The organism is Elioraea sp. (genome assembly GCF_051860475.1).
In the GTDB taxonomy this organism is placed as follows: Bacteria; Pseudomonadota; Alphaproteobacteria; order Acetobacterales; family Acetobacteraceae; genus Elioraea.
On the sequence record NZ_JBHYDW010000100.1, the window covers coordinates 1 to 16,814 of the forward strand.

General features: G+C 71.8%; 18 protein-coding genes. 11 read left to right on the top strand and 7 right to left on the bottom strand.

Going from position 1 to position 16,814, the window contains the following annotated elements:
• On the top strand, positions 1–717 hold a 717-nt coding region (locus ACTIFU_RS16250), incomplete at its 5' end, for a carbohydrate ABC transporter permease (protein ID WP_439579367.1).
• Positions 718–721: 4 nt separating this feature from the next.
• Positions 722–1,813 (top strand): ABC transporter ATP-binding protein, encoded by a 1,092-nt coding sequence (locus ACTIFU_RS16255; protein WP_439579368.1) that lies wholly within the window; start codon positions 722–724, stop codon positions 1,811–1,813.
• Positions 1,814–1,840: 27 nt separating this feature from the next.
• Here the strand turns inward: ACTIFU_RS16255 and ACTIFU_RS16260 are convergent, their stop codons facing one another.
• Genes ACTIFU_RS16260 through ACTIFU_RS16275 form a run of 4 tightly spaced genes read right to left on the bottom strand, consistent with a single transcriptional unit; the run spans position 1,841 to position 5,626 of the window.
• Positions 1,841–2,809: a TRAP transporter substrate-binding protein gene (locus ACTIFU_RS16260; protein ID WP_439579369.1), complete on the bottom strand. Its 969-nt coding sequence runs from the start codon at positions 2,807–2,809 to the stop codon at positions 1,841–1,843.
• Positions 2,810–2,826: 17 nt separating this feature from the next.
• Positions 2,827–4,116, bottom strand: a complete 1,290-nt coding sequence (locus ACTIFU_RS16265; RefSeq protein ID WP_439579370.1) for a TRAP transporter large permease — start codon at positions 4,114–4,116, stop codon at positions 2,827–2,829.
• A complete protein-coding gene (locus tag ACTIFU_RS16270) occupies positions 4,113–4,598 on the bottom strand; it encodes a TRAP transporter small permease (protein ID WP_439579371.1) in 486 nt (161 codons plus the stop codon). The genes ACTIFU_RS16265 and ACTIFU_RS16270 overlap by 4 nt, the downstream gene beginning before the upstream one ends.
• Positions 4,595–5,626, bottom strand: a complete 1,032-nt coding sequence (locus ACTIFU_RS16275; RefSeq protein WP_439579372.1) for an amidohydrolase family protein — start codon at positions 5,624–5,626, stop codon at positions 4,595–4,597. The genes ACTIFU_RS16270 and ACTIFU_RS16275 overlap by 4 nt, the downstream gene beginning before the upstream one ends.
• A gap of 113 nt (positions 5,627–5,739) precedes the next feature.
• On the opposite strand from ACTIFU_RS16275, the gene ACTIFU_RS16280 reads away from it, so the two are divergent.
• On the top strand, positions 5,740–6,633 hold the full coding sequence (locus ACTIFU_RS16280) for a LysR substrate-binding domain-containing protein (protein ID WP_439579373.1): 894 nt from the start codon (positions 5,740–5,742) through the stop codon (positions 6,631–6,633).
• Between the two features lie 52 nt (positions 6,634–6,685).
• Here ACTIFU_RS16280 and ACTIFU_RS16285 read toward each other — a convergent pair whose 3' ends face one another.
• From ACTIFU_RS16285 to ACTIFU_RS16295, 3 genes are all read right to left on the bottom strand, one after another.
• Entirely contained in the window at positions 6,686–7,006 is a 321-nt protein-coding gene (locus ACTIFU_RS16285) for a hypothetical protein (protein WP_439579374.1), read from the bottom strand.
• Between the two features lie 62 nt (positions 7,007–7,068).
• Complete coding sequence (locus ACTIFU_RS16290) at positions 7,069–7,884, bottom strand: S49 family peptidase (RefSeq protein ID WP_439579375.1); 816 nt, start codon at positions 7,882–7,884, stop codon at positions 7,069–7,071.
• Positions 7,885–8,279: 395 nt separating this feature from the next.
• Positions 8,280–9,851, bottom strand: coding sequence for a hypothetical protein (locus ACTIFU_RS16295; protein ID WP_439579376.1), 1,572 nt, complete (start codon positions 9,849–9,851; stop codon positions 8,280–8,282).
• A 201-nt stretch (positions 9,852–10,052) separates the two neighbouring features.
• Here ACTIFU_RS16295 and ACTIFU_RS16300 point away from each other — a divergent pair, with 201 nt between their 5' ends.
• The 8 genes from ACTIFU_RS16300 to ACTIFU_RS16335 all read left to right on the top strand — a co-directional run.
• Positions 10,053–10,538: a DUF2076 domain-containing protein gene (locus tag ACTIFU_RS16300; protein ID WP_439579377.1), complete on the top strand. Its 486-nt coding sequence runs from the start codon at positions 10,053–10,055 to the stop codon at positions 10,536–10,538.
• Positions 10,539–10,608: 70 nt separating this feature from the next.
• Positions 10,609–11,802, top strand: a complete 1,194-nt coding sequence (locus ACTIFU_RS16305; RefSeq protein ID WP_439579378.1) for an MFS transporter — start codon at positions 10,609–10,611, stop codon at positions 11,800–11,802.
• Between the two features lie 137 nt (positions 11,803–11,939).
• Positions 11,940–12,407, top strand: coding sequence for an HPr kinase/phosphorylase (locus ACTIFU_RS16310; protein ID WP_439579379.1), 468 nt, complete (start codon positions 11,940–11,942; stop codon positions 12,405–12,407).
• Positions 12,408–12,436: 29 nt separating this feature from the next.
• A complete protein-coding gene (rapZ, locus tag ACTIFU_RS16315; protein WP_439579380.1) occupies positions 12,437–13,345 on the top strand; it encodes an RNase adapter RapZ in 909 nt (302 codons plus the stop codon).
• 10 nt (positions 13,346–13,355) lie between these two features.
• Positions 13,356–13,763 carry a PTS sugar transporter subunit IIA gene (locus ACTIFU_RS16320; protein ID WP_439579381.1) on the top strand — a complete coding sequence of 136 codons (408 nt, stop codon included), beginning with the start codon at positions 13,356–13,358 and terminating at the stop codon, positions 13,761–13,763.
• Between the two features lie 28 nt (positions 13,764–13,791).
• Positions 13,792–14,154: an HPr family phosphocarrier protein gene (locus tag ACTIFU_RS16325; protein ID WP_439579382.1), complete on the top strand. Its 363-nt coding sequence runs from the start codon at positions 13,792–13,794 to the stop codon at positions 14,152–14,154.
• Complete coding sequence (ptsP, locus tag ACTIFU_RS16330) at positions 14,144–15,976, top strand: phosphoenolpyruvate--protein phosphotransferase (protein ID WP_439579383.1); 1,833 nt, start codon at positions 14,144–14,146, stop codon at positions 15,974–15,976. Before ACTIFU_RS16325 ends, ptsP begins: the two co-directional genes overlap by 11 nt.
• 5 nt (positions 15,977–15,981) lie before the next feature.
• On the top strand, positions 15,982–16,814 hold an 833-nt coding region (locus ACTIFU_RS16335; protein ID WP_439579384.1), incomplete at its 3' end, for a lyase family protein.

Genomic DNA, 16,814 nt, shown 5'->3' on the forward strand with positions numbered 1-16,814 from the left:
GACCGGATCATCGAATTCCCGCCACAGCTGCTGCCCGACACGCCGACGCTCGAGCACTACGTGCGGATCTTCCAGGACGATGCAGGCTTCTACATCATGAACAGCGTGCTCGTGTCGGCCGCGACGGTACTGCTGACGCTGGTGCTCGGCGCGCTCGGCGGCTATGCGCTCGCGCGCTACGAGTTCCGCGGCCGCACCGTGGCGATGATGGCGATCATCGGCGTGATGAGCATCCCGATCGCCTCGCTGCTGGTCCCGACCTTCACGCTGATCTCGGTCGCCGGCCTGTTCGATACGCGTCTCGCGCTCGTGTTGCTCTACACCGCCTACCAGCTGCCGGTCGCGATCTGGATGCTGTACGGCTACTTCAGCACGCTGCCGGTCGAGATGGAGAACGCCGCGCGGGTGGACGGCTGCACGCCGGTCGGCGCGCTCAGGCGCGTGGTGCTGCCGCTCTCGAAGCCGGGGCTGGTCGCGGTCGCACTGTTCGTGCTGGTGTTCGCCTGGAACGACTTCGTGGTCGCCGTGACCATGACGTCGTCACAGGACACGCGCACCTTCCCGGTCGCGATCTACCTCTATCTGGGCTTCTACGGGCGCGAGTGGGGGCCGCTGCTCGCCGCCTCGCTGGTCTCGATCGTGCCGATCGTTGCCGTGTTCGTGTACCTCCAGCGCTACTTCCTGTCCGGCCTCACGGGCGGCGGGGTGAAGGGCTGAGCCGATGTCCACCGTGAGCTTCCGCGGCGTCAGCAAGCACTATGGCCCGACCGTGGCCCTCGATGGGCTCGATCTCGAGGTGCGCGAGGGCGAGTTCGTCTCGCTGCTCGGACCGTCGGGCTCGGGCAAGTCGACGACGCTCAACCTGCTCGCCGGGCTGCTGGATGCCGATGCGGGCGAGATCCGGATCGGCGCGACCGACGTCACGCTGCTGCCGCCCGAGCGACGCGACGTGGCGATGGTGTTCCAGAACTACGCCCTCTACCCGCATCTGACGGTGTTCGAGAACATCGCCTTTCCGCTGGAGGTGCGCAGGCCGCGCCCCGATGCGGCGACGATCCGCGAGAAGGTGGAGCGCGTCGCCGGGCTGCTCGGCATCGCCGCGCTGCTCGCGCGCTACCCGAAGGAGATCTCGGGCGGGCAGCAGCAGCGCGTCGCGCTGGGCCGGGCGATGGTGCGGGACCCGAAGGTGTTCCTGCTCGACGAGCCGCTCTCGAATCTCGATGCGCGGCTGCGCATCCGGATGCGGCGCGACCTCAAGGCGCTGCACCAGGCGCTCGGCTCGACCATCGTCTACGTGACGCACGACCAGTCGGAGGCGATGACACTCTCCAGCCGGATTGCGGTGTTCGACCATGGCCGGCTGCAGCAATACGCCCCGCCCGCCGAGATCTACGACCGCCCGGCCAACGCGTTCGTGGCGAACTTCGTCGGCGACCGCGAGACCAACTTCCTCGACGGCGCGCTTGAGGGCACGGACGGCGAGCTCGCCTTCGTCACCGCGCTCGGCCGGATCCCGCTCGGGCGGCGCGGCTCGGCGCTTCCCTCACGCGCGGGGCTCCGGCTCGGCGCGCGGCCCGAGGCGATCGGCGTCGAGCCCGCGGCGGGAGCGGAGCTCCGCGTCGCGCTCGCCGAGCTCTCCGGAGCGGACCTGTTCCTGACCGTACAGGGCCGGGACAACACCGAGGTGGTCGCTCGCGCCGATCCGCGCGCGGTTCGCCTCGAGCCCGGCGCCACGGTGCGGCTCCGGTTCGATCCGACACGGCTGCATCTTTTCGATGCCGAGAGCGGCGCCGCGGTGAGCCACGGGAGCTGAGGGCGGCGCGGCGCGCGATCCCCGCCGCTACATCGCCTGCACCTGCTGGACGAAGCGCCGCGCCGGGTCGCCGAACCGGCCATAGAACGCCTCGTAGGCTGGTGCGGTCGCGGTACGAAATGCCGCCTGATCGGGTGTCGTCACCTGCATCCCGGCGCGCTTCAGGGTCTCGAGGAGCTCACCGTCCTTCTGCGCGATCAGCTCGAACTGCCACCGCCCCGCCTCCTCTGCGGCGGCCAGGATCGCACGGCGATGCGCCTCGGACTGGCGCCGCAGGAACGCTTCGCTGATCACCACATAGGCCGAGTTGTAGATGTGCGCGGTGATCGCAAGATGCCTCTGCACCTCGTGCAGCTTGCCATCGAAGATGTTCTGCAGCGGGTTCTCCTGCCCGTCCACCACGCCCTGGCGGAGCGCGGTGTAGAGCTCGCTGAACGGCATCGGCGTCGGGTTGGCGCCGAGCGCACGGAAGGTCTCAACCTGGGCCGGGTTCTCGGGCGTGCGGATCTTCAGCCCACGCACATCGGCGGGCGCGTTGATCGGCCGGACGTTGTTGGTGATGTTCCGGAACCCGTTCTCGAGGAAGCCGATCAGACGGAGCCCTTTCGGCGGCAGGCTCTCGGCGAGCCCCAGCACGGCCTCGCTCTTCTGCGCGCGCAGGATGTGCGCGCGATCGCGGAACAGGAACGGCAGCTCGAGCAGCGCCATCTTCGGCTCGTAGATGCCGAGCACGCCGGTCACCGTGACCTCAAGCGTGCCGAGCGCCACCTGCTCCTGCATCTCGCGCTCCGAGCCTAGCTGGCTCTGCGGGAACAGCGAGACGCGGAACGCGCCCGGCGCCTTCTGCTCCAGGATTTCCCCCAGCTTCGCCATCGCCAGGTGGAAGCTGTGCCGGTCGGAGTGGCCATGGCCGATCTTGATCTCGGTGCGCGCGACGGCTGGCCGGGCGAAAGCGACGGCGGCAGCGGTACCGAACAGGGTGCGTCGTGTGAACATCGTCTCCTCCTTGGTTGTCAGGGGTGCGGCGTGCCGAACAGAAGTCGCGGCAGGGTGAGCGACAGCGCAGGCCAGTAGGTGACCAGCGCAAGCGTGACCAGCATCGGCGGGATGAACGGCAGCACCGCGCGCATCATCCGCTCGATCGGGATCGAGGCGATGTGCGCGGTCACGAACAGCGCCATCCCGACCGGCGGAGTCGCGACGCCGATCATCAGGTTGAGCACCATGATGATGCCGAAATGCACCGGATCGATGCCGACCGAAGCGGCGAGCGGCACGAGCAGCGGCGCCATCAGCACCAGCACCGCACCCGACTCCATCACGGCGCCGAGCACCAGCAGGGCGAGGTTGACGAGCAGCAGCACGACCACCGGATCGGCGGTCAGCTGCTGGACGAAGCCGACGAAACCAGCGGCCGAGCGCGTGATCACCAGCATCCAGGAGAACGGCGAGACCGCGGCAATGATGAACAGCACGATCGCCGTCGTGATCATGGTCTCGACCAGCACGCGCGGCAGGTCGAGCAGGCTCAGGCTGCGATAGATCAGCAGCGCCACCGCGAGCGCGTAGCCGGCCGCCACCGCGCCGGCCTCGGTCGGGGTGAACACGCCGCCGAGCAGCCCGCCGAGCATCACGACCGGTGTCGCGAGCGCGAAGAACCCGCTGCGGAATGACCGCCACACCGCGGCCGCACGGGCGCGCTGATCGCGCGGGAACCGGCCGCCGCGCGACATCCAGGCGATCTGGGCGGACAGCGTCACCGCCAGGATCAGCCCGGGCACGATCCCGGCGGCGAACAGCTGGCCGATCGAGACCTCGGCGATCACCCCGTAGAGGATCATCGGGATCGAGGGCGGGATGATCGGCCCGATCACCGAAGACGCCGCCGTCACCGCGGCCGAGAACGGACGCTCGTAGCCTGCATCCGTCATCGCCTTGATCTCGATCGCGCCCATGCCGGCTGCGTCCGCGACGGCGGAGCCGGAGACGCCCGAGAACACGACCGAGGCGCCGACATTGGCATGGGCCAACCCCGCTGGCATGTGCCCGACACAGGCGCGAACGAAGGCGAAGATGCGGTCGGTGATGCCGCCGGCGTTCATCAGGTTGCCGGTCAGGATGAACAGCGGGATGGCGACGAGCACGAAGTTGTCGATGCCGGTCACCATCTTCTGGATCAGGATCGCCATCGGGAACGGGCTGAACAGCGCGAGCCCGATCGCCACCGCGATCCCGACCGAGAACGCGACCGGGACGCTGAGCAGCGTCAGCAGCGTGAACAGCGCGACCGTCGCGCCGATCACGACTCCTGCTCCGCCGTGAGGGTCGCCGCGATATTGGCGAGCGCGTGCAGCGCCGCGACCGCGCCGCCCGTGGGCACGGCTGCGTAGAGCACCGATTGCGGCCAGGCGAGTGTGGGCAGTACGGTCGCGGCCATCCGCGCCGTCACCGCGATCCCGTGCCACACCAGCAGCAGCGCGAAGCCGAGAGTCGCGAGCTGCACCGCCGCCTCGAGGCCACGCCGGGCCGATGCCGGCAGCGCATCGGCCAGCACCGTGACGCGGATATGCGACATCCGATGCACCCCCGACGCGGCAGCGAGAAAGGTGGCCCACATGAAGGCCACACGCGTGAGCTCGACCGCGTGGATGAAGCTCGTGCCCAGCACGTAGCGCTTGAATACCGCCGTGATCAGGATGCCCGTGAACAGCGCGACCAGGGGAACGAGCGCGAGCGCGGTCAGCCGATCGAGCGCGCGGCTTGCACGGATCAGCGCCGCCGTCACGCAGCCTCGCGCACGGGCAGGCCGAGCACGCGCCGGTGCGCAGCGATCAGCAGCGCGGCAAGGTTGCCGCCCAGCAACCGCGCCACGGTCGCCTCGGCGAACAGATGCGGATTGGCACGGATGCGCGGATCGGGATGGGCGGGATCGCGCAGGCTCGCGAGCATCGCGCGCCAGCCGCCGAAATTCCATGTCATCCGGCCATAGGGGGCATCCGAGCCCAGCGCGATCGCGCGGTCGAAGGGCGCGCCCGCGTCGCAGTAGGCGATCAGGTCGCTCTCGCTGTGCGGGTCGCGCCGGGCCGAGAGGATCCAGAACAGGTTTGGCCATCGCAGCCCGAGCGCGCGCGTCGCCTGGTAGAGCGGCTCGGAGGCGACGAAGTGGCCGCCACCGCCGCCCATGTGCACGCCCATCACCGGGTGGCCGGGGTGGCGCGCGGCGATCCGCTCCAGCCCTTCGGCCGGCGTGAACTCCGTATCGGCGCCGTAGTGGAATGCCGGCACCGCACCGAGTGCCACGATCGCGTCCACCACCGCGAGCACGTCCGGCTCGTCGATCCGATAGCCGTTCTGCGCCGGGTTCATCTTCACCACCACGCAGCCGAGTTGCTCCACGCAGCGATGGGCCAGCGCGATCGCGGCCGCGCGCCCGAGGGCGCGCGGATCGGTCCAGCCTGCAGGGATGAAGCGCCGCGGCCAGCGCGAGGCCGCCTCGGCGATCGCGCGATTGGCGGCCCAGAGCGCGGCCCGGTTGGCCTCCGGGTCGGGGCCATACAGGGTTGCCGAGGGGTTCTGCCAGCAGAGCGCAGCATCGACGCCGGCGGCGTCCATCTCCCAGACGAGCTCCTCGGCGGCGAGCGGGCGCCCGTGGAAGTAGTTCGGATCAGCCTGCATCCGCGCGCGCATCGGCGCCGGGATCAGCGCCGGGTCGGTGGCGTGGGTGTCGCCATCGATCACCAGGCCGGCGCCCTCCGCCTCGAGCCAGGCAAGCCGGGCACGGAGCGCCTCGGCAGCGGCGGCATCAAGCGGCATCGATCCTCCCCGACAACGACCGTGATCGGTCCCTGCACGACGATGCGGGTTGATCGTTTCGGGCACAACTGACTTCGCTTGCGTCGATCGTTGAGCTGAGCTCAACTTTCCCGATGCGCCGGCTGCCGCCCCTGCGTGCCGTCCAGGCCTTCGAGGCCACCGCGCGGCTCGGCAGCGTGAAGGCGGCCGCGGCCGAGCTCGGCGTCACGGCCTCGGCGATCAGCCACCAAATCCGCGGGCTCGAGGAGACGCTCCGCGTACGCCTGCTCCACCGCGCGGGGCGCGGCGTCGCGATCAGCGACGCGGGCTACACCTACCTCCAGCGCCTCGGCCGCGTGTTCGACCGGATCGAGGAGGCATCGCGTCACGTCTCATCCGGCGGCGCGTCCGACGTGCTGACCGTGCACTGCCCGCCCTCCTTCGCACCGGCCTGGCTGGTGCCACGCCTGCCCGACTTCCTGCGCCGGCATCCCGACATCGACGTGCGGTTGCGCGCCACCCCCGCCCCGCCCGACTTCGTGCACGGCGACACCGACGTCGAGATCCGGTTCGGCCTCGGCGATTGGCCGGGCATGGCGGTGCACCCGATCGCACGGGACACCATCACGCCCATGCTGCCGCCGACGCTGGCGCGCCGCCTCGACCGACGCGCCGAGCCCGCCGCACTCGCCGCGATGCCACTGATCCACTCGGAACGGCAGATCATCACATGGTCACAATGGTTTGCCGCGCATGGCGTTCCCCCACCGCGCGGCCTCCGCGGGCTCCGCTGCGATCGCGCCTATGTCGCGCTGCAGGGGGCGACGCTCGGGCTGGGTGTCGCGCTCGAAAGCACCGTCTTCGCCGCGCGCCACCTTGCCGACGGGCGGCTCGTCGCGCCGTTCCTCGCCGCCGATGCGGGGCACGAGCCGCGCGGGCATCACCTGGTGTTTCCGCTGGCCCACGCGGCGGTGCCGAAGGTCGCACTGTTCGCCGCCTGGATCGAGGCGGTTCGTGATCGACAGTGAGGCAAGCCGTGCCGGGCCCCGCAGCTTGGACCATCGCCTCACGGCAGGAACGTCACCCCTGCTTCGGCGGCTCCGCCGCGGGCGGGGGCTCCTCCGCGCCCTCCTCCTGCGCCGCGGCAACCGCCGGGATCGGGCAGTCGGGCCGGCCGCAGCCCTCATGCGCGCTCACCGGCAGATAGGCCCGGCAGATCGGACACTCGGCCAACTCCTCGGCCTGGTCCTCGGCGCTCTCAGCCGCCGCCTCGGCCGGACCGGCATCGTTGGCAGGCGGTGACGCCGTCGGTGCAGCAGCAGCCGCGCCCTGCTGCGTCACCATGCGGTAGAGATACCAGACCCCGGCCAGCACGAGACCGAGCAGCACCAAGCGGATCACGACGCGACACCTTCCTGCGCACCCTCGCGGCTTCTAGACCAGAACGCGGCCTGCGGGAAACGCTACAGCCCGACGCGTGCCCAGGCGGCGCGCTCCTCGGCGGCAGCGATCAGCCCCTCGGGAGTCGGCAGGAACCGGCTCCACCAGCCTCGGCGCTGGCGGCCGAACACGGCGAAGCGCACCCGCTCGCCGTGGCGCGCGCGCATGGTGGCGCGGAGTTCGCCGATCCCGTCGGCGAGGCCGAGCGCCACCGCCCGCTCGCCGGCCCAGAACTCGCCGGAGAACAGCTCCGCCTCGTCGGCCGTCAGCTTCGCCCCGCGCCGCTCGCGCACCCACGCCTTGAAGCGCGCGTGCAGCGCCTCCTGGATGCCGCGCAGCCGGGCGACGTCCTCCTCGCGGGTCGGGCGGAACGGGTCGAGCAGCGACTTCCTCTCGCCCGCGGTGTAGAGCCGGCGCTCCACGCCGATCCGCTCCATCAGCCCGGCGAAGCCGAAGCCGGTGCTGATCACGCCGATCGAGCCCAGGATCGAGGGCTCGAGACAGAGGATCTCGTCGGCCGCGCAGGCGAGCCAGTAGCCTCCAGAGGCGGCGACGTCCTCGACGAAGGCGGTGACCGGGACCTTCTTCTCCTCGGCGTGCTGGCGGATGCGCGCGGCGATCAGCGCCGACTGCGCCGCCGACCCGCCCGGCGAGTTCACCACCAGCGCGACGCCCGCCAGCCGCCGGACGGCGAAGGCACGGCTGATCGACGGCCCCAGCGTCTCGATCGCCAGCGGCTGGCGGCCGAACACGGCCGCCCGCGGTGCGATCACGCCGGCGAGCGGGATCACCGCGACCACGGGCGGCGGGGAGAGGATGCGCGCAATCAGGTTGGGCATGGCCCGGCAGAGATGCATGCGCGCGGCCGCCCCGCAAGCCGCGCGCCTGTCCGGACACGGGCTCGTGCCCAGGGCTCGGGCCATGGCCCAGGACGACCTGTCGGACGACGCCATCCGCGCCCCGCTGACGGCGCCCGGCGCATGGTCCCGGTTGCGCCTCGGCCACGGCCGAGCGGCCGAGATACAGCGTGACGCGGTCCCTGCGCGCCGCGGCTGCGGGGTCGTGCCGGCGGCTCTCGGCCTCGCCGGGCAGGGCTTGCCTGGCGGGGGCGCAGGGGCGCGGCTTTCCGACCTCGCCGGCCCGACCGCCACGGCGCGGATTGCCCGCCTGCCGCCGCCGGGCTGGTCGCGGCGACGGACCACTCCCCGGCCATCGAGCGCCGCCGTCTTCGGCTCTAGTGGCGCGAGGGCGCCGCCTGCGCGGGCGGGACCGCAATCGGCCAGCGCCGGAACACCGCGAGGCCGTCGAGGGTCGCGAGCCTCGCATAGCCGGCGAATACGCGTGCGAACTCCGGATGGCGGAGAAAGTAGCCGAGCAGGTCGAACCCGCGCTGGGCGCAGCCGTCGGGGCGCCAGTCGGTCTGCACCACGACCAGGGCCGGCCAGTGGTCGGCGAAGTCCCGCACGATCCCCTCGAACGCAAATCGTTCAGAGGGCGGCATGGCGCCGATGGGACGCCACGTCAGCTGGGGAACAGGCGGGCCGTCCGGGCAACGGCGATAGGCGCCGGCGATCGGCCAGAGCGTGAAGAAGCGCATCGCCATCTGCGCCCGTGCACGGGTCATCGCCGGGTAGAACGGCCAGACCTCCATCGACAACACGAGCACGTCATCGTCCTCGGCATGTGCGCCGAACAGGCCGGCAACGCGGTCGAGCCGCGCTTCGAGCGGCGCCGGCGGCGGCCGGAACGGCCAGTCGAGCGGGCCGGGCGCGCAGGCGACCGTGGCTGCGACCGCTGCCCCGGCAGCCGCGCCCCGCACCGTCCGCAGCGCCTGCGATGCAGCCGGCCTGCGCACCCACTCTGCGGCGAGCAGGAAGGCGGTCCAGCAGGCGAGCACAGTCGGCGGAAGCAGATGATAGGACCAGCCCTTGCCCTGCGACACCGCGGCCACGAGTGCACCAGCCAGCGCGACCGCGGCCAACTGCGCGAGCGGGCTCCGCGACCAGAGCACGGCCGTGGCGACCAGGGCGGCACCGACCGCTGCCAGAGCCATGACCCACGGAGCCGCGAGCACGCCCGTGACGCCGGCGCCGAGCGGCAGGTAGAGCTCGATCACCAGCGGCAGCGCGACACTCAGGAAGCCGGGCGCGAAGACGAGGATCGCCGCCGCATAGACCCCGGGTACGAGGACGAGGGCGATCGGCCATGGGTCCCTGAGCGAGGGGCTGAGACCGCGCCGCAGCAGCACTGCAGCCTCGACAAGCAGGGGAGCGACCAGGAAATTCGGCTTCAGACAGAAGCCCAGCGCCACCGTGATCGCGCCGCAGGATCCTGGCTCGTGCCCGGCGCAGCGCCGTGCCGCTGCAGCGACCCAGACGAGAACAGCGCAGGCGACGAGGTGCTCGCGCTGGCCGAAATCGAAGCCCGGCAGCGTCGCCAGCGCCCAGAACGCGGTCAGTCCGGCGGCGTCGCCGTGCTCGTGCGTCATCCGCCGGACGACCCCCGCGGTGCCGATCACCGCCGCGACGACGCCCAGGGTCCACCAGGTCGTCGCATCGAGGATGCCGCTCCAACCGTCCAGCAGGACGGGCATGGCGGACAGCCAGATGATCAGCGGCGGGTTGACGTCGATCACCTCGATATAGAGGTGCTCGCCGGCGAGCCACCGTCTGGCGGCCTCCAGCAACAGCGCGACGTCGCAATTGGCGTCGCGGTGCAGCGCATCGGCCAGCCAGAGCAGCGGCAGGCCCCACGCCAGCAGGCGTGCCGCCGTCCTCGCCCACGCCAATCCGCCCTGCCGGGCCATGCGCGTCCCCCTGACCCCGATCGTCACGCTAGCCGCGCCAGGGCACGAGCACCATGCGCCGAGCCCACAACCGCGCAACCGCTCGCCCGCGCCGCCGGACCTCCGCAGCCGGGCAGTCCCGGCATGACGCCCGCGCGACCGCGCTTGATGCCGCGCGCGCCGGCCGCCACCTGCGGAAGACACGGATCGGAGAGCGCCGCCATGACCGACGAGGAACGCCGCCTGATCACCGATTTCGTCACCCGCGTGATCGAGGCCGGGGGCGAGGCGATCGACCCCGAAGCCGACGCCTTGCTCGGCGAGCTGTTCGCCCGCCACCCGGCGGCGCGCTACCGCGTCGCGCAGATGGCGTTCTTCCAGGAGCACGCCCTGGCGGAAGCGAGCAACCGGATCCACCAGCTTGAATGGCAACTCGAGCGCGCGCAGAGCACGGGCGGGATCTTCGGCGGGCTGTTCGGCAACCCCCAGCAGCGGCTGCCGCCGCCGGCGGCGCACGCGCCGGGCTACCGGCCGGGGCTGTTCGACCAGGGGCGCGGCTTCGTCGGCACGGCCGGCACGACCGCGCTCGCGGTGATGGGCGGGTTCCTGGTCGGCGGCGCGCTCGCCTCGATGATGGCCGGCGACGCCGAGGCCGCCGAGGCCGCACCGACCGACGACGACGCACCGGACGACGACCTGGACCTGTAGGCGCGCGGGTGGACGGGGCACCGGGCGGGGCCTAGCCTCGCCCGGCGATGATCCCGCCCGACCGGCCACGATGAGGACGGCCCCGCCGAAGCGCGACGCCGCCGTGATCGCGTTGATCGCGGTCGCACACTTACTGTCGCATTTCTACATCCTGTGCATCCCGCCGATGTTCCCGATGATCCGCGCGGAGCTCGGCCTGTCCTACGCCGCGCTCGGCACGATCACGGCGGTGCTCTCGGCGGTGACCGCGCTGGGCCAGACCCCCATTGGGGTATCGGTGGACCGGCGCGGCGCCGCACCCTGGCTGATTGGCGGCACGGCGCTGATGGCGCTCGGCACGGTCGGGCTTGGGTTCGCGCCGGGCTGGTGGGCGCTGCTGCTCGCGGCGATCGTTTCAGGCATGGGCAACGCGACGATCCATCCCTGCGACTACGCGATCCTCGCCGGCTCGATCGACCAGCGGCGCATGGGCCGCGCGTTCAGCCTTCACACGGCTGCGGGCTATGCCGGGTTCGCGGCCGCGCCGCCGCTGATGATCGCGCTGGAGGCGTGGCTCGGCTGGCGCGGGGCGCTGATCGCCGTGGGGCTGGCGGGGCTGCCGTGCACGGTCGCGATCGCGGTGTTCGCGGGGATCCTGCGCAGCGAGTCGAAGCGCCGGCACGAGGCGGCGTCGACGCGTGCCGTGCTCGGCTCGCGGGCGATCCTGCTGCTGTTCGCCTTCATGACGCTGTTGGCGATGGGCGCCTCGGGCGTGCAGACCTTCATGATTGCGGCGATGCCGCTGATCCATGGCGTCTCGGTGGCGGCAGCGGCCGCCGCGCTGACCGGCTGGCTGATCGCGAGCACGCTCGGCACGCTGGCCGGTGGATGGATCGCGGATCGCAGCCGCAACCTGGTCGCGGTGGTGGCGGTGATGATGTTCTCCTGTGCCGGGCTGGTCGTGCTGCTCGGCCTGGTGCCGATGGGCGAGGTGCTGGTGATCGCGGCGGCGAGCTTGGCAGGGTTCTGTCTCGGCGTGGTGATGCCGTCGCGCGATCTGCTGGTGCGGCAGGCGGCGCCGGTCGGCACCACAGGGCGGGTGTTCGGGTTCGTCTCGGCGGGGTTGCCGCTGGGCGGCGCCCTCGCGCCGGCGCCGCTGGGGCTGCTGATGGATTTCGGCGCGCCGGCGGCGGTGTTCCTCGTCTCGGCGGCGCTGCTCGCGGGCGCGGTGCTGACGGCCGGGTCGGCGCGGGCGGCATCTGTCGCGCCTGCGGCGGCCGAGTGAGCAGCCGGTAGCCTTGGCCGGACTGCCCCTGGTGGCACGGCTCTCCCCTTGAACAGTGCCACAATCCGGTCAACATGCTGCCCGCGCCCCAGGACGCGGCCAAGGGGGGATGCCGCGCAACCGGCGCATGAGGTGCGATGCAGGTTCATGCAAGCTGCTGCGCATGGAGTGGACTCGCCGTTCTGCTGCGCGGCACACCCGGAAGCGGGAAATCCGACCTGGCACTCCGCCTCGTGGATGCGGGATTCCAGCTGGTCGCCGACGACCGGGTCGATCTCGCAGCCGGCAACGGCGCGGTGATCGCCTCGCCGCCGACCGCGCTCGCCGGACTGATCGAGGTCCGCGGCCTCGGCATCCTCGACCTGCGCGTGCACGTCGCCGCGCGGCTCGGCCTGCTCGCCGACCTTGCTCCCGCCGGCGCGATCGAGCGTTTGCCGGAGCCTGCGACCGAGGATCTTCTGGGCGTGCCCCTGCCCGTGATCCGGATCGACCCGGCCGCTGCCTCGGCGGTCGCGCGCGTGCGCGCAGCCCTTGCGGTGCTGGACGGCCGGACGGCCAGCCGCTGTGGCGCGCTCGGCGACCGCAGCGGGGACACCGCAGGATGACGACGGAAGCGCGCCCGCGCCGCCCGGTCGTGGTGGTCACCGGCCTGTCCGGAGCCGGCAAGTCATCGGTGCTGCGCGCGCTCGAGGACCTCGGCTTCGAGGCGATCGACAACCCGCCGCTCCGCGTGGTGGGTGAACTGACCGCCGGTGCCGCGACCGCGCCGGTCGCGATCGGGATCGATGCCCGCCGGCCGGACTTCGACGGCATGGCAGCCGAGCGGGTTGTCGCAGAGCTGCGCCAGCGCCCCGATCTGGAAGTCACCCTGTTCTACCTGATCGCCGAGGACGATGTGCTGCTGCGCCGCTACACCGAGACGCGCCGGCGCCATCCGCTCGCACCCCAGGGCCGCGTCAGCGACGGGATCGCGCTCGAACGGGCCCTGCTCGAGCCGCTCGGGGCGAGCGCCGACATCGTGCTCGACACCTCCCCCCTCACCCCGGCCGAGCTGCGCGCGATGATTGAGGCGCAATTCGGCAGCGACAACCAGGGCGCGATGACAGTGGGGATCGTCAGCTTTTCCTACACGCGCGGGTTGCCGCGTGAGGCGGACCTCGTTTTCGACGTGCGGTTCCTGCGCAATCCGCACTACGTGGACACGCTGCGGCCGCTCACCGGCCAGGACGCCGCGGTGGACGCCTACGTTGCCGCCGACCCGGATTTCGGGGCATTCTGGTCGCGCATGACCGGGCTTCTGGATGCCCTCTTGCCCCGCTACGTGCGGGAGGGGAAGAAGTACCTCACCATCGCTTTCGGCTGTACCGGCGGACGCCATCGCTCCGTCGCGGTCGCCGAGAGAATGGGGGCGCATCTGCACGCGCAGGGTTGGCGGGCGACGGTCGTCCACCGCGAAATCTGGAAGGCCGCGGCGCCGGCGGTCGGTGCGCCACGCCAGGAGCCGCCCCCGGATGCGGCGGCCACCACGGCCCAGGTCAGGTGAAGGCCACGGAATGATCGGTCTGGTGCTGGTGACGCACGGACGGCTGGCCGAGGAGCTCAGGCTGGCGATGGAGCATGTCGTCGGGCCCCAGAAGGGTGTCGCCACGGTCTGCATCGGGCCGGAGGACGACATGGAGCGGCGCCGGCAGGACATCCTGCGCGGCATCGACACGGTCGATACCGGCGATGGCGTGGTGCTGCTCACCGACATGTTCGGCGGCACGCCCTCGAACCTCGCGATCTCGACCATGGACCGCAGGAACGTCGAGGTGATCGCGGGCGTGAACCTGCCGATGCTGGTGAAGCTCGCCTCGATCCGCTCGACCCATCCGCTTGGCCAGGCGGTCGGGTGCGCGCAGGATGCCGGGCGCAAGTACATCGCCGCGGCGAGTCGCCTGCTCGCCGACGCGCCGCGGTGATGCGCGGACCGATCGAGGGGAGCGCGCCGTGAACGAATGGCCCAACGAGGCGGGCGAGGGGCGCGTGCCACGCGACCCGGACGATCCGTTCCCGCTGGTTGAGCAGGCCGCCGAGGCGGGGCCGGTGCTGACGCGCTTGGTCTGTATCCGCAACAAGCGCGGGCTGCATGCGCGTGCGGCCGCCAAGTTTGTCAAGCTCGCCGAGCAGTTCTCCGCCTGCGTCACCGTGCGCAGGAACGGCAACACGGTCTCGGCGCGCTCGATCATGGGGCTGATGATGCTCGGCGCCGGCACTGGCTGCGACGTCGTGCTCGAGGCGGAAGGCTGGGACGCGCGCGAAGCACTCGAGGCATTGGCCGGCCTGGTCGAGGCCGGCTTCCATGAGGACTGAGGCGCGCCTCCGCCCCATCCGACGCAGCCGCGGCGCAGCGAAGCCCGAGCGCCCCGAGCGGGTGCTGGCGGGGCTCCCGGTCTCGCCCGGCATCGGCATCGGCGTGGTCGCGCTGGCCGCGCAGGCACCGGTGGAGATCGAGCGCCGCGCCCTGTTCGAGGACCAGGTCGCGCACGAGGTCGCGCGCTTCGACGAGGCGATCGGGCTCTCGCGGAAGCAACTCGTCAAGCTGAAGGCGCGGCTCTCGATCCTGCCCGAGGAGGCGAACCAGGAGCTCGCGCCGTTGCTCGACGCCTATTCGCAGATGCTCGGCAATTCGCGGCTGACGCGCGGCGTGCGCAAGCGGATCGCCGAGGCGAAGCTCAACGCCGAGGCCGCGGTCGGCGACGAGGCCGAGGCGATCGCCGCCATGTTCCTCGCCGGTGACGACGATCGCGCCGCGCGTCAGCGCCGTGCCGACGAGGTGCGCGAGATCGGAAGGCGCCTGGTGCGCAACCTCACCCGGACGCCCTGGCGCAACTACTCGGGCCTGCCGCAGGGCAGCGTGCTGGTCACGGAGTCGCTGACGCCCTCGGACGCCGCGCTGATCGAGCCGGCCAAGCTCGCCGCGGTCGCCGCCGAGGAGGGCGGGCTCGAGGGCCATACCGCGATCATGCTGCGCGCGCTCGGTCTGCCCGCGGTGCTGGGTGCTGCGGGACTGACCGACGCGGTCGAGGCGGGCGATCTCGCGATCATCGACGGCACCGCCGGGCTCGTCACCCTCAATCCCTCGGCCGAAACGCTGGCCGCCGCGCGCAAGGCGGTCGCGGCGTTCGCGCGCGAGAACCAGCGGCTCGCCAGGCTGCGCCGCTTGCCTGCGGTGACGAAGGACGACGAGCCGGTCGAGCTCCAGGCCAATCTGGAACTGCCGATCGAGCTGCCGATGATCGCGCAGTCCGGCGCGGTCGGCATCGGACTCCTGCGCACCGAGTTCCTGTTCATGAACCGCGACGACGTGCCCGACGAGGACGCGCAGGCCGAGGCCTATGCCCAGGTCGTGGACGCGATGCAGGGTGATCCCGTCACCATCCGCGTGCTCGACTGGGGGGGCGAGAAGCAGATCGAGAGCCTGATCGCGCAGGGCTGGGTGCCGGGCTCGGGCGGCGACAACCCGGCCCTCGGCGTGCGCGGGCTGCGCCTGCTGCTCAAGGAGCACGAGCTGTTCGAGACCCAGCTCGCCGCGATCCTGCGCGCCGCGATGCGCGGGCCGGTGAAGCTGCTGCTGCCGATGGTCACGACGCCGGGCGAGGTGCGCGCTGCGCGCGAGATCTACGAGCGCGTCGCGCGGCGGCTGAAGCGGCGCGGCCTTGATCTGCCTGACCCCCTGCCGCCCCTGGGGATCATGATCGAGACGCCGGGTGCCGCGCTCGCCGCCGACAGCCTGGCGCTCGAATCCGACTTCTTCGCGATCGGAACGAATGACCTCGCGATGTACACGCTCGCGGTGGATCGCGCCGAGAGCGAGGCGGCGCATCTCTACGATCCGCTGCACCCGGCGGTGCTGCGGCTGATGCAGTTCGCGACCGAGGCGGCGCTCCGGATGCGCATGCCGGTCTCGGTCTGCGGCGAGATCGCCGGCGATCCGCGGCTGACGCCGCTGCTGCTGGGCCTGGGCATTCGCTCGCTGTCGATGTCGTCCGGTGGCGTGCCGCGCGTGAAGCAGGCGGTGCGCTCGGTCGCGATCGACGACTGCGCCCGCTTCGCGCGTGCCGTGATGGAGCAGTCCGATCCCGCGCGCATCGCCGAGCTGGTCGCCGGGTTCTGGCAGAAGGCGGAGGCCTGATCGTCATGCCCAGCACGCCGCTCGACAGCACGCTCTTCCGCGACATGTTCGGTACCGTGGCGATGCGCGCGGTGTTCGCCGACGAGGCGCTGGTCGGGCGGTACCTGGAGGTCGAGGCCGCGCTCGCGCGGGCCGAGGCGAAGCTCGGCGTGATCCCGGCGGAGGCGGCGCGCGCGATCGAGGCGGCCACGCGGACGATCACCATCGACTGGGAGCGCTTCCGCCACGAGACCGAGACGGTCGGCTATCCGATCATCGCGCTGGTGCACCAGCTTGCCGACGCTGCCGGCGAGGCCGGGCGCTTCGTGCACTGGGGTGCCACCACCCAGGACATCATGGACACCGCGACGGTGCTCCAGATCCGCGCCGCGCTTGATCTTGTCGCGGCCGACATCGAGGCGCTGCGCGATGTCCTTGCCGGGCTCGCGCGCGCGCATCGCGATACGCCGATGGCGGGGCGGACACATCTGCAGCAGGCGCTGCCCGTTACCTTCGGCTACAAGGCCGCGGTGTGGCTCTCGATGCTCGATCGCCATGCGGAACGGCTTGCCCAGCTCCGCCCACGGGTCGAGATGGGCCAGTTCGCCGGTGCCGCCGGCACGCTCGCCTCGCTCGGCGATCGGGGCTTCGCGGTGCAGGAGGCGTTCTGCGCCGAACTCGGCCTCGCCGTACCGCCGATCACCTGGCATGTCGCGCGCGACGGGATCGCCGAGGCCGTCATGCTGCTCGGGCTGATCACCGGCTCGCTCGGCAAGATCGCGACCGACGTGGCGCTGATGATGGCGACCGAGTTCGGGGGCGAGGTGATGGAGCCCTTCGTGCAAGGACGCGGCGCCTC

Bases quoted from the DNA above. Each gene is read 5' to 3' on its own strand.
- ACTIFU_RS16255 (WP_439579368.1), top strand. From the start codon at position 722: ATGTCCACCGTGAGCTTCCGCGGCGTCAGCAAGCACTATGGCCCGACC.
- ACTIFU_RS16260 (WP_439579369.1), bottom strand. From the start codon at position 2,809: ATGTTCACACGACGCACCCTGTTCGGTACCGCTGCCGCCGTCGCTTTC.
- ACTIFU_RS16275 (WP_439579372.1), bottom strand. From the start codon at position 5,626: ATGCCGCTTGATGCCGCCGCTGCCGAGGCGCTCCGTGCCCGGCTTGCC.
- ACTIFU_RS16280 (WP_439579373.1), top strand. From the start codon at position 5,740: ATGCGCCGGCTGCCGCCCCTGCGTGCCGTCCAGGCCTTCGAGGCCACC.
- ACTIFU_RS16290 (WP_439579375.1), bottom strand. From the start codon at position 7,884: ATGCCCAACCTGATTGCGCGCATCCTCTCCCCGCCGCCCGTGGTCGCG.
- ACTIFU_RS16295 (WP_439579376.1), bottom strand. From the start codon at position 9,851: ATGGCCCGGCAGGGCGGATTGGCGTGGGCGAGGACGGCGGCACGCCTG.
- ACTIFU_RS16300 (WP_439579377.1), top strand. From the start codon at position 10,053: ATGACCGACGAGGAACGCCGCCTGATCACCGATTTCGTCACCCGCGTG.
- ACTIFU_RS16305 (WP_439579378.1), top strand. From the start codon at position 10,609: ATGAGGACGGCCCCGCCGAAGCGCGACGCCGCCGTGATCGCGTTGATC.
- ACTIFU_RS16310 (WP_439579379.1), top strand. From the start codon at position 11,940: ATGCAGGTTCATGCAAGCTGCTGCGCATGGAGTGGACTCGCCGTTCTG.
- ACTIFU_RS16320 (WP_439579381.1), top strand. From the start codon at position 13,356: ATGATCGGTCTGGTGCTGGTGACGCACGGACGGCTGGCCGAGGAGCTC.
- ptsP (WP_439579383.1), top strand. From the start codon at position 14,144: ATGAGGACTGAGGCGCGCCTCCGCCCCATCCGACGCAGCCGCGGCGCA.